The sequence below is a fragment of the Burkholderia sp. MSMB1589WGS genome (assembly GCF_001636105.1).
GTDB lineage: Bacteria > Pseudomonadota > Gammaproteobacteria > Burkholderiales > Burkholderiaceae > Burkholderia > Burkholderia humptydooensis.
Genome location: NZ_LNJT01000008.1, coordinates 2,598,209 through 2,610,637 on the forward strand (window position 1 = coordinate 2,598,209; position 12,429 = coordinate 2,610,637).

Annotated in this window: 7 protein-coding genes and 1 pseudogene; 5 read left to right on the forward strand and 3 right to left on the reverse strand. The window is 65.4% G+C overall.

The features are described 5' to 3' along the window. Positions 1-72 precede the first annotated feature (72 nt). From WT16_RS28635 to WT16_RS28655, 5 genes are all read left to right on the forward strand, one after another. On the forward strand, positions 73-3,402 hold the full coding sequence (locus WT16_RS28635; protein WP_063534778.1) for an amino acid permease: 3,330 nt from the start codon (positions 73-75) through the stop codon (positions 3,400-3,402). Beyond that, complete coding sequence (locus WT16_RS28640) at positions 3,399-5,528, forward strand: EAL domain-containing protein (protein ID WP_059932814.1); 2,130 nt, start codon at positions 3,399-3,401, stop codon at positions 5,526-5,528. Before WT16_RS28635 ends, WT16_RS28640 begins: the two co-directional genes overlap by 4 nt. A 30-nt stretch (positions 5,529-5,558) precedes the next feature. Continuing rightward, a complete protein-coding gene (locus WT16_RS35480) occupies positions 5,559-7,316 on the forward strand; it encodes an ATP-binding protein (RefSeq protein ID WP_156521525.1) in 1,758 nt (585 codons plus the stop codon). A gap of 222 nt (positions 7,317-7,538) precedes the next feature. Further along, positions 7,539-9,557: a PAS domain S-box protein gene (locus WT16_RS28650; protein ID WP_063534998.1), complete on the forward strand. Its 2,019-nt coding sequence runs from the start codon at positions 7,539-7,541 to the stop codon at positions 9,555-9,557. 290 nt (positions 9,558-9,847) lie between these two features. Further along, positions 9,848-10,285 carry a YciI family protein gene (locus WT16_RS28655; protein ID WP_015603236.1) on the forward strand — a complete coding sequence of 146 codons (438 nt, stop codon included), beginning with the start codon at positions 9,848-9,850 and terminating at the stop codon, positions 10,283-10,285. A 21-nt stretch (positions 10,286-10,306) separates the two neighbouring features. Here WT16_RS28655 and WT16_RS35330 read toward each other — a convergent pair. The 3 genes and pseudogenes from WT16_RS35330 to WT16_RS28665 form a co-directional block, all read right to left on the reverse strand. Then, positions 10,307-10,465, reverse strand: a pseudogene (locus WT16_RS35330) (LysR family transcriptional regulator); the annotation flags it as partial. 43 nt (positions 10,466-10,508) lie between these two features. Then, positions 10,509-11,804 (reverse strand): amino acid permease, encoded by a 1,296-nt coding sequence (locus WT16_RS28660; protein WP_063534779.1) that lies wholly within the window; start codon positions 11,802-11,804, stop codon positions 10,509-10,511. A 323-nt stretch (positions 11,805-12,127) separates the two neighbouring features. After that, on the reverse strand, positions 12,128-12,421 hold the full coding sequence (locus WT16_RS28665) for a hypothetical protein (protein ID WP_063534780.1): 294 nt from the start codon (positions 12,419-12,421) through the stop codon (positions 12,128-12,130). Between the last annotated feature and the right edge of the window lie 8 nt (positions 12,422-12,429).

The window sequence follows — 12,429 nt, forward strand, 5'->3', positions numbered from 1 at the left end:
AGCGGTGCGGACGGTTGCAGTTGCCGGACCGCGTGAGGAAAACGCCTGAAAGGCCGTAAGTGAGGATGCGTCATGGAAGCGACAGCGAACGAAACGCCACGCCGGCATCCGCGCACGCTGGGATGGGTAGGTACGACCGCGCTGGCGATGGGCGGCAGCAACCAGAGCCTGTTTCTGCTCGCGGCGCTCTTTGCCGGGCAGGGCGACATTCCCGGGCAGGGCAGCGCCGCCGTTCCGCTGCTCATCGCCGGGCTGCTGCTCAGCTATGCCGCCGCGCCAGGGTGGATCGAGCTGGTGTTGATGTCGCCGACGCGCGTGGGCGGGATCGCGGCTGCGTGCACCGAAGCATTCAGGCGCTACGGGGAAATCCTCTCCACGCTTGCCGGCGCGTGTTACTGGTGGGGCTGGGTGCCCGCCTGCGGTCTGACCGCGATCTTTTCGGCGACGGCGATCAACGAATGGTATCTGCCGGGGGTGCCCGTTACCGTACTCGCTTGCGCGCTCGTCGCCGCGTTCACGTTCGTCAACCTGTGCGGCATCCGATGGGTCACGCGGCTCGCGATACCGATCGCGACTGCATCGGCCGGGCTGGCGTTCATCTCGGCGATAGCGCCGGTCATGGCCGGCACGGTCGACTGGCACCGTGCCGCGGATTTTCACCTGACGACGCCATTTGCAGGGCACTTCGGCGAACTCACGTCGCTGATGGCCGGGCTGTATCTGATCGGCTTTGCCGCACCGGCATTCGAGGCCGCCACGTGTCACGTCGGCGAGACGGCCGATCAGAACCGCAACGTGCCGCGCGCGATGCTGGCGAGCGCGGCGATGGCCGGACTCTATTTTGCGGTGTTGCCTGGGGTATGGCTGGGCCTGCTGGGTCCGGGCCCGCTTGGCCAGGATCTCGGCCAGGTGCTGGGGCCGAGCTTCGCGCCGGTGTTCGGCAGTCTCGCGAAGGCCGCGGCGATCTGGTTCATGATGTTCAACATGTTTCATGGCACGATACAGCCGCTTGCCGGCGCCTCGCGCACGCTTGCCCAACTGTCCGAGGATGGCGTGGCGCCCAGGTTTCTCGCGTTGCGCAACCGGGCCGACGTGCCGTGGTGCGCGACGCTCGTGACGGCGGGTTTCTCGTTGGGTCTGCTGCTGCTCGGCGACCCCGTCTGGCTGCTTGCGGCGGCGAACTTCACATACCTCACGAGCATCTTTCTTTGCAGTGTCGCCGTGTGGCTGCTGCGGCGCGATGCGCCTCTCGCGCACCGGCCGTACCGGGCGCCGCGCGGCACGATCGGCCTCGGCCTTGCCGCCGCGGGCGTATGGATGCTCTCGGGCGTGCTCGGCTTCGAGCAGTACGGCCTGCCCACGGTCGTATGCGGCCTGGTGTTCGCGTATTCCGGCGCGGCGCTTTTTGCGTGGCGCAAGTGGGAGGATCGCCGCCGCGCGGGCCTGCCGGGGATCGGCGACACGCTGCACTTCAAGCTGACGGGCGCAATGCTGCTCGTGCTGGCGCTCGATGGCGCAGGCTACATGCTGGCGATCAGCCAGATTGCCCGGAAGAACGGGCCGATGGAAACCGCGCTCGAGGACATCTTCGTCGCCGTCGCAATGCTGACGGTCACCGTCGGCATTGTGCTGCCGGGCATGATTGCGCATTCCGCCGACGAACTGAGCCGCGCGGCCCGCCGTCTCGCGACCGGCACGCTCAAGGACTTTTCGAACGCGATGAGCGCGCTGGGCCGAGGCGATCTGGACGGCGCCTATGCGAACTTCGCGCCTGACCGGCTCCGGGGCCACGGGGGCGACGAACTGGGCCGGATGGCCGAGAGCTTCAATATGCTGCAGTCGGAGATCGGCATTGCCGCGATGGGGCTCGGCGATGCGCGCGAAGGCCTGCGGCGGGCGCGCAGCGAGCTGACGAACGCCAATCTCGATCTGCAGCGGGCCCATGACAGCCTCGAAGAGCGGGTACGGCAGCGCACGCGCGAACTGCAGGAAGCCAACCGCGCCAAGTCGATTTTCCTCGCCAACATGAGCCACGAACTGCGCACGCCGCTCAATGCGATTCTCGGCTACGCGCAGTGGTTCCGGCGCGACGCGGCGGCCGGCGAGCGGCAGGTGCGCGCGGCCAGCATCATCAAGCAAAGCGGCGAACACCTGCTGATGCTGATCACCGACATTCTCGACCTCGCGAAGATCGAGGCAGGCAAGCTCGACCTGTGTCCGGGCCCGGCCGGGCTCGACGGCGTGCTGTCGAGCGTGATGGACATCATTCGCGTGAAGAGCGAGGAAAAAGGGCTGGCCTGCGTGCTCGATGCCGCTTCTGACTTGCCGCCCTCCGTATGGATCGACGACAAGCGCCTGCGTCAGGTGCTGCTCAATCTGCTCGGCAACGCGGTGAAATTCACGTCGCGCGGACGCGTGGAACTGCGTGTGAGCCTGCTGCAGCCTGCGGATGAACTCGCCCGTGTCCGATTCGAAGTCCGTGACACCGGCGTGGGCATTGCCCACGACAGGCTCACGAGCATTTTCGATCCGTTCGAACAGGCGGGCGAAGCGCAAAGCCGCGCGGGCGGCACGGGGCTGGGGCTGTCCATCAGCCGGCAACTCGTGCGGCTGATGGGGGGCGAGATCGAGGTCGAAAGCGAGCCCGGCGCCGGCAGCCGGTTCTGGTTCGACCTCGAGCTGGCGGTGGTCGAGGTGGCGCCCGCGCGTGCGCAGCCAGCGCGGAGCATCACCGGATATCAGGGCGCCCGCCGCCGGCGCCTGCTGGTCGTCGACGACATCGATGCGAACCGGTCGGTGCTGCGCGACACGCTGGGCGCCTTGGGCTTCGACATCGACGAAGCCGTCAATGGCGTCGAGGCAATCCATGCGGCGGAGAACGACCGACCGGATCTGATCCTGATGGACATTTGCATGCCGGTCATGAACGGCATGGAGGCGACCCGGCGGATTCGCGAGATTCCGGCATTGCGGGATGTGCCGATCATCGCGGTATCGGCCAGCGCCACGCCGGAGGACGCGGCGGCCGCGCTCGCGGCGGGCGCCTCCATGTTTCTGCCCAAGCCGGTGGATCACGACCGGTTGCTGGGCGGACTCGGCACGCTGCTCGGGCTGCAGTGGCGCCATGAGGCCTCCGGGTCGAACGCGGAGCGCGCCGGGGACACGCCGTCGATCGAGCCGCTGGCGATTCCGGATGAAGGGCGGATGGCGCATCTGTACCGGCTCGCACTCGCCGGCAACATGCGCGCGATCCGGCTTTGGGCGGAAGAACTCATCACAGCCGAGCCGCAATGCCGCGTGTTTGCGGACAGGCTGACGGAAATGGCAAAGGGCTACCGGTCCGAGGCGATTCTCAGGCTTGTCGAAACCTACATCAATCCGGCACAGGTAACCGAAACATGAACGACGAAACGATGATTCCCGAATGGCGGGCGCAGACGGTCCTCGTGGTTGACGACACGCCGGCCAATCTCGAACTGGCCGTGAGCGCGCTCGAGGCCGATGGGCTTGAAGTCCTGGTCGCGCAGAGCGGCGAGGAGGCGATCAGGCGAGCGCAGCTCGTCGTGCCCGATCTGGTCCTGCTGGACGTGATGATGCCGGGCATCGACGGCTTCGAGACGTGCCGCCGTCTGAAGGCGATCGACCATACGCGCGACGCGCCCGTCATTTTCATGACCGCGCTCTCGGACGTGCAGGACAAGGTTGCCGGTTTCGCCGCGGGCGGCATCGACTATCTCACCAAGCCGTTCCAGATCGTCGAGCTGGCGGCGAGGGTGAAGACGCATCTCGCGCTGCGCGCGGCGCAGCAGCAACTGGTTCTCGCGAACGCGCGGCTCGCTTCGTCCGAGGCGCGTTACCGGCGCCTGTTCGAGACGGCGAGCGACGGAATCATCCTCGTCGACATGGCGGGCGGCCGGATTACGGATGTCAATGCGTCGCTGGTGGAGATGCTGGGCTTCGAGCGCGACCACTTCGTCGGGCGGCCGATCGGAAGCGTGCCGCCGTTCGAAGCCGTTCCTGAATGCGCGAGTCTGTGCGCGACGCTCGCGGCAAGCGGAGAGATCCGGTGCGAGCACACGTCGCTCGCGACGGCCACGGGTACGCTGCTCGACGTCGAGTTTCTCGCGAGCCTCTATACCGTCGGCGGAGCAAGGATCGTCCAGTGCAACGTGCGCGACATCACGGAGCGCAAGCAGGCCGAAGCGCGTGTCCGGTACATGGCGCTGCATGATGCGCTCACGGGCCTGCCCAATCGCGCGCTGTTGCAGGAGCACCTCGCCCAGGCAATCGCGCGGGCGCGACGCGAAGGCGGGCGCGTGGCCGCATTGATGCTCGATCTGGACCGCTTCAAGCACGTGAACGATTCGCTTGGCCACCATATCGGCGACCGGCTGCTCGAGGCGGCGTCGATGCGCTTGCGCGGCTGCCTGCGCGAAGGCGACACGGTTGCGCGCCTCGGCGGCGACGAGTTCGTGATCGGCCTTGCGGATGTGGATGGCGATCAGGGCGCTGGCGAGGTCGCAACAAGGGTATTGACCACGCTGTCGCGCCCGTTCTTCGTGGAAAACCATGAACTGCACGTGGGCTGCAGCATCGGCATCAGCCGTTATCCGGCCGACGGCGAAGACGTGCAGACACTTCTGCGGGCCGCCGATACGGCGATGTATGACGCGAAAGCGAACGGACGCGGAATTTACCGCTTCTTCACGCCCGAACTCAATGCGGCCGCGCAACAGCGCCTCGCGTTGGCCCGCGACATCCGGTATGCGTTTGATCGCGGCGAGTTCGTGCTGCATTACCAGCCGCAGGTCTGCACGCATTCGGGTGCGATCACGGGTGTCGAGGCATTGCTGCGCTGGCGGCATCCCGAGCATGGCCTGATCTCGCCGCTGCAGTTCGTGCCGATGCTGGAGGAACTCGGCCTGATCGTCGCGGTTGGCCAATGGGTATTGCGCACGGCCTGCCAGCAGAGCGTCCAGTGGCAGTCGGCGGGACTGCCGCCCGTCAGGATGGCGGTCAACCTCTCGGCGTACCAGCTCCAGCGCGGCGACATCGTTCGCACCGTCGACGAGGCGCTGCGCGAGACAGGCCTTGCCGCCGAATGGCTGGAGCTCGAGTTGACCGAGACGATGGCCCTCTACAACGCTCAGGAGGCGATCCGGATCATGCGCGAATTCAAGCAGCTTGGTGTGAGCCTCTCTCTGGACGACTTCGGCACGGGCTGGTCGTCGCTGTCGTACCTGCGCCAGTTCCCGATCGACCGCATCAAGATCGACCGTTCGTTCATTCGTGACGTGGTCACTCATCCGGGTGCCTCGGCGGTGGTCCAGGGCATCATGACTCTCGCGAACCATCTCGGGCTGCAATGCATCGCGGAAGGCGTGGAGACCGTCCAGCAATTCGGATTTTTGCAGGAGCGCGCGTGCGGGGAGATTCAGGGATTTCTGGTGAGTCCGGCGCTGCCTGCCCATGAGTGTGCGGTCCTGCTCGCGGGCGACGAGAGCCCTGTTCCCGAATCCATCGTTTGATGGCCGGGCGCAACGGGACAGGGGGAAGAAATGAAGTTCCGGTGGTGGATTGCCCACCTCAAGATACGTACCCGCCTGTGGCTGGCATTTGCCTTCCTGCTGCTCCTGCTGGTTGTGACCAATCTCGTGACACTCCATCAAATGGGGGCCTTGCAAGCCGCGCGCGAACGACTGGTGCGCGGCGCGCAGGATTCCGGCGCGAAGGCCGATCATTTCGACCGGGTGCTGCTGGCGCAGGGCGGAATACGACTGGTCAACGAGAACGCGCGGCGGGCGTTCGAGCTGTTCCTGATCCAAAGCCGCGACCCCATTGATCAGCAGCAGTTTGACACGGTCTTCGCCGCGCAGAAGAACACCACCCAGCGCATTACCGTTCTGTACAAGACGTTCGAGAGCCTGCTCGATACACCCGACGAGCGGGCTGCGTTCAAAGCCGTCCTGAAGGCTCGCTGGGATTACGTCAATACGCGGACAGCCGTGGAAAAGCGGTTGGCTGCGGGAGATCGCGATGCGGCCGCGAATGCGCTGCACCAACTGGTCATGCCAAAGCTGGCGACCTATATCCAGTCCTGGCAGTCGATGATCGAGCTGGAGCGCAGCCAGGCGTTGGCGGCCCAGGCGCTGGAAGCGCAGCGGTATGTCATTGCCCGTGGCCTTGTCCTGTCCATGCTGGGTCTCGCGACCATGCTGGCCGGCATCGCCATGTACAGCATCATCCGGCATATCACGTCCTCGCTGCGCCGGATCGGCGACTCGGCGCAGCAGTACGCGCTGGGCAATTTCAATCAGCCCATCGAGATCGATGCCGACGATGAGATCGCCGAACTGGCGGAGTCGTTCAACACGATGGCGGAGGAACTCGAGGCGAGCCGCAACGAACTGCTCAACCACCAGCGTCACCTGGAAGAGCGCGTCGCGGAACGGACGAACGAGCTCACGGCGGCAAACAGGGAACTCGTCAGCACCAATGCGAAGTTGACGCTGGCGCATGTCAAGCTGCTGGAATCCGAGAAGCTGGCGTCCATCGGGTTGCTGGCCGCCGGCGTCGCGCACGAGATCAACAATCCCGTCGGTTTCGTCTATAGCAACTTCGGTACGCTCGAAGCTTATCTGCGCAAGCTATTCCACGTGCTGACGCTGTACGAAAACATGGAAGAGAAGATCGCTTCGCCCGAGGCGATGTCGACCATTCACTCGGCGAAGGAGACCGCGGAGCTCAACTACCTGAAAGAAGACATACCTGCGTTGATGCGTGAATCCAGGGATGGGCTGATGCGTGTCAAGGAGATTGTCCAGAATTTGCGGGATTTCGCGCGCAACGACGCCAGACCGACGTTTGTTCTGGCGAACGTCCATCAAGGTCTCGATTCGACGCTGCGTGTCGTCCAGAACGAAGTCAAGGCGCATGCCGAAATCGTCAAGGAATACGGCGATTTGCCGGACATCGAGTGCGTGCTGTCGCAACTGAATCAGGTTTTCCTCAACATCATCGTCAACGCGTCTCATGCGATGCGCGATCGCTTTGGCAGGATCACGATTCGCACCAGCGCCGATGCCGATACGATATGCATCGCCATCAGCGACAATGGCTGCGGAATCGCGTCTGAACACCTGACGCGCATCTTCGAGCCTTTCTTCACGACCAAGCCCGTTGGCAAGGGAACGGGACTGGGCCTGTCCATCTCCTACGGCATCGTGTCCAGTCACCACGGACAACTGACTGTCGAATCGGAACCCGGCAGGGGAACGACGTTCCATATCGTGCTCCCGATCAGGCAACCGGCGTAGCGCCTGGAAACGCCGCGAATCCGGCGCTCCGTCGAGGCCCGGTAGCGGGTCGGCTCATGCCTCTTGCTAGATGCTAGTGTGATAATTCCAATTCGATTATCGAAGCGGACAGCTAGCGTTGAACCCTATTTAAGGCGTCAAGATGCCCGATGCCCACGAACGCAGTTGCGTTTCGCTCAACCAGGCCAGGCATACGTCAACCATCCCGTTGGCGAGGAATTCATGGATGCGATCGCCCAATTTTTCGGATCAACCGGATTCATGCCCCACGGCTATTGTTTTCATTGGTCATCCGGCCTGCTGTGGACTTACGTCGGCTCGGACGCGGTCATCGCGTTGTCGTACTACTCGATTCCGGTCGCGCTATGGACCTTTACGCGGCGTCGTGCCGAGCTGCCGTTCAGTTGGGCCTTTCTCATGTTTGCGTCCTTTATCCTGGCGTGCGGGACGACGCATTTGATTGCCATTCTGAACATCTGGCAGCCAGAGTACTGGCTCGATGCCGGCGTCAAGACGATCACCGCGATCGCCTCCCTGTCCACTGCCGTCGCAATCTGGCCCTTGATGCCGAAGGCGCTTGCGCTGCCAGGCGTGAAGCAGTTGGAAGCGGCAAGCAACGATTTGCTGCGCGAGGTTGCCGCACACCGCAAGACAGAAGAAGAACTGCAAGCGCTCAACCGCGAACTGGAGCATCGGGTCGCGCAGCGCACCGCCGAACTCGAACGTGCAGCCGACGCGCTGCGCCGCAAGAGCGTGGAGCTGGAGCACGCGCTGCAGTCGCTGCGCGACAGCGAAGAGCGCATGCGACAGATCGTCGACACCGCGCTGGACGCTGTCGTCACGATGGATTCCGACGGTGTCGTGGTCGGCTGGAATCCGCAGGCTGCGGCCATCTTCGGCTGGTCGGCCGATGAAGCGCTTGGTCGTTCGATGAGCGAGCTGATCATTCCCCATCGCTATCGGGAGGCTCATACCCGCGCTTTGCAGCGGTACTTGGAGACTGGCGAGGCAAAGCTGCTGCACCAGCGGATCGAGTGGACCGCCTTGCACCGCGACGGGCATGAATTCCCGGTCGAGCTCGCCATCACGCCAATCGGCGTCGGCACACGTCGGTACTTCAGCGGGTTCTTGCGTGACATTACCGCGCGCAAGGAAACCGAGCGTGCCCTGCGCGACAGCGAAAAGCGCTTTCGCGCCACGTTCGAGCAGGCGGCCGTCGGCATCGCGCATGTCAGCCCGGACGGCCGCTGGCTGCGCGTCAACCAGAAGCTGTGCGACATCGTCGGTTACACGCGCGAAGAGTTGCTCGCGCTGACCTTCCAGGACATCACGCATCCCGACGATCTGGATGCGGATCTCGCGCAGGTGCGCCAGGTGCTCGATGGGCAGATCGATACGTACACGATGGAAAAGCGCTATTTCAGGAAAGATCACAGCGAGGTATGGATCGAGCTGACCGTCGCGCTGATGCGCGACGACGCAGGCAAGCCGAGCTATTTCATTTCGGTGGTCGCGGACATCGCCGAACGCAAGCGCGCCGAGGAGGCGCTGCGAATCTCGCGCGAAGAGCTGCGGCGCCTGTCCGCGCATATCCAGAAGATACGCGAGGAAGAGATGGCGCGCATCGCCCGCGAATTGCATGACGACTTCGGCCAACAACTGACTGCCCTGAAGATGGCGGTTACGCTGTTGGAACATAAAAAGCCGGCAGGCCCGGAGCGTTTGATTTCACGGAATGACCTCAGCTCCATCTATGCGTTGATCGATCAACTGATCAATTCGGTGCGGCGGTTCGCGGCAGACCTGCGTCCTGCGATGCTGGACGATCTCGGCCTTATCCCCGCCATCGACTGGTTGATCGAAGAATTCTCGGCGCGTTATCACGTGCACGTCACTCGTCACATCGATGCGCAGGCGATCCACTTCAATCGCGAAAGCAGGGTAGGGGTGTTTCGCATTGTTCAGGAGGCGCTCACGAACGTCGCACGTCATTCCGCTGCAACCGAAGTGGTGATCGATATCACCCGCGACGATTCTCATTGCATCGTGCGGATTGCCGATAACGGCCGCGGCGCCGTGCGTGATTCCAGCCTTGGCCGGCGATCGTTCGGTCTGCTCGGGATGAGGGAGCGCGCTGCGCTACTGGGCGGCGATACCCAGATCCGCACGTCGCCCGGAGCCGGTTTTGTGTTGACCGTCACGTTGCCGCTTGCGGCAGTCGAAGCGCAGGCCGTAGAGTAAGCGTCGGGACGTCATCGACCGCTCAGGCAGAATCGGAGGGGCACCGTTGCAACAGCCAAGGTGTTGCCCGCCGTCACATCTCGTCCCGTTTTGCTTCTGGCGCAAAGTCTATCCGCCATGTCGGGGATTCCCGTGATTTCCGGGCCGCTTGCGCAGATTATTGGCGGGAACCGGCTCTGACGTGTCGAATTCGGCGATGTTCGCTCGTCGACATGTCGAGGCCACCCGACGCAGCCGGACCGGTTCCGGCTGCCATGCGGATCGACTCGTCCACTCAAGGAGAAGGCAAAATGCGCGTGATGGTCATGGTGAAGGCGACGAACGAATCGGAGGCGGGCAAGATGCCGTCGAAGGAACAGTTCGAGGCGATGGGCAAGTTCAACGAGGAACTCGTGAAGGCGGGCGTGATACTCGCGGCCGATGGTCTGCATCCGAGTGCGAAAGGCAAGCGGGTGCGCTTCTCGGGCAGCGCGCGGACCGTGATCGACGGGCCGTTCGCGCAAACCGGGGAGCTTGTCGCAGGGTTCTGGCTGTGGAAGGTCGCGTCGATGGAAGAGGCCGTCGAATGGGTGAAACGGTGCCCGAATCCGATGGATGGCGATTCGGAGATCGAGATCCGGCCGCTGTACGAGATGGAGGACTTCGGCGACGAATTCACGTCCGCGTTGCGCGAGCGGGAGGCGCGGTTGCGCGACGAGATCGACGAGCAAGGCAAGGGCGCGCGCTGACGCCGGGCGCCGGCGGTTTCGAAGGAGCATTCTCAGCTTGCCGAGCGTGAGCGGCCCGTCGACGTCGACGCTCGCGGTCTTGCCGCGATGCGACAGATCCCGGCGATAGAGCGTGCCGCTTCCGAACCGGAAGCGGATGCAGCGGTGCTGCTTCAGATCGTGCGGCGCGTCTTGCGGCGCATCGCGCGGGACGTCGCGCATTTCCCCGAATGGCCGGCGGCCTTCATCGCTTCGCCGCCGTCCGCCTGTCCGTGACGAGAAGATAACCGATGGCCGACGCGGTCAGCAGCAGCGGCCACAGCAGATACCAGCCCGTCGTCGCGAGCAGCAGGAGCGCCGACAGGAACGCGACGATCGACGCGCGATGCGCGAACCCGCCGCGCGGCAGGAGCTTCGCGGCCGCCGCCGCGCCGAGCACGTAGACCATCACGAAATTGCCCGACGTCGCGAGCACGAGCGGCTTCGGCCCCATGCCCGTCGCGACGGCCGCGACGAGCGCGCAGCCGGCGAGCGCCGCGAGGACGGCGAGGCTGCGCCGCGGCACGCCGCCCGTCTGGCTGCCTTGCGCGAACCAGCGGGGCAGCGCGCCGTCGCGGCCGAGCGCGGCGCCGAGCTTCGCCGCGCCCGCGAAGTAGGCGTTCATCGTGCCGAGCGTGAGCAGCAGCGCGGCCGCCGTCGCGATCAACTGCGCGTTGCCGCCGATCCCGCGCGCGATCAGCTCCGCGAGCGGCGCGCCCGATGCGCCCGCCGCGGGCCCGAGCACGAGCACGCTCGCGGCCGCGACCGACAGGTACAGCAGCCCCACCACCGCGACCGCGATGCCCGTCGAGCGCGGCAGGTCGTGCGCGGGCCGCCGGAACTCGGCTGCGAGATGGGTGATCGCTTCCCAGCCGGCGAAGCTCCAGACGAGCAGTGCGGCGGCCTCGCCGACCGCGAGCCAGCCGTGCGGCGCGAACGGATGCAGGTGCGCCGCGCGCGCGTGCGGTGCGGACGCGAGCACGGCGGCGACGAGCAGCGCGACGAGCAGCGCGGACAGCATGAGCTGCATGCGCCCCGACACGGTGACGCCGAACGCGTTCGCGGCCGCGACGATCGCGATCAGCGCGGCCGCCGACGCGATCACCGTCGCGTGTCCGCCGCCCGTGACGGCGGCGACGTACGCGCCGCCGAACATCGCGGCGGCGGGCGCGCCGGCCGGCACCGCGAAATAGAAGCACCAGCCGACGACGGCCGCCGCTTTCGGGCCGAACGCGGTGCGCACGTAGGTCGATACGCCGCCTGCGTCCGGATAGCGGGCGCCGAGCGCGGCGAAGGTCGCGGCGAGCGGGATCGACAGCACGACGAGCGCCGCCCATGCAATGAGCGACGCGGGGCCCGCGACCTCGGCCGCGAGCGCGGGCAGCGCGATCACGCCGGTGCCGAGCACCGCGCCGATGTAGAGCGCGGTGCCCTGGAGGATCGTGAGTGAGCCGGCGTGGTGCGGCACGGCCCTGGCGCCGCGCTCGACGGGGGCGTTCATCTGTCGGGTCTCCTGAAGGGGCATGTGTTCGAGTGTGCCGGCGTGTCCGCGCGGCCGGCCGGGCAGGGTCGCCGCCGGGCGGCGTGGAACGCAAGCGGCGATGATAGTGGATGGCGTCGGTTTCGGCGTGCGAGCGTTCAGTAGTTTGTTGCTGCCGACGGGGATTGTTTCGGAAGGAAATGCGCAAGCGGGGCGCTTGCGCCGTGCGATCGGCCGGGTTCGGGCAGGCGGCGCGAGGGGGCCGGTGCGCGCCGTCCGTGCGGCGCGAGGAGACGGGAACCGCGACGCAGACGGGCCGAGACCCGTCCGCGCGATGCGAACGCTTATTGCGGAATCACGAACGTCTGATGGAAGACAATGCCGTTCGGCGTGCTCGGCGCGGTGAACGCGAACGGCGTTTCGATCTTGCCGACGACGACGGTCCCCTTGAACGTGGCCGGCCCGCCCCAGTTGACGCCGGCGACCACCAGCGTGTTGAGGCCGTCGGCGAGATACGGTGTCAGGTCGACCTGGTCGGAGAAGGTGGGGTTGTTCTCGGTTTTCCTGGCGTAGACGACCAGTCCGTTGACGGTCGCGAAGACTTCGTTGTCCGCGTTGGTGATGTAGAGGGTGGCCATGACGATGG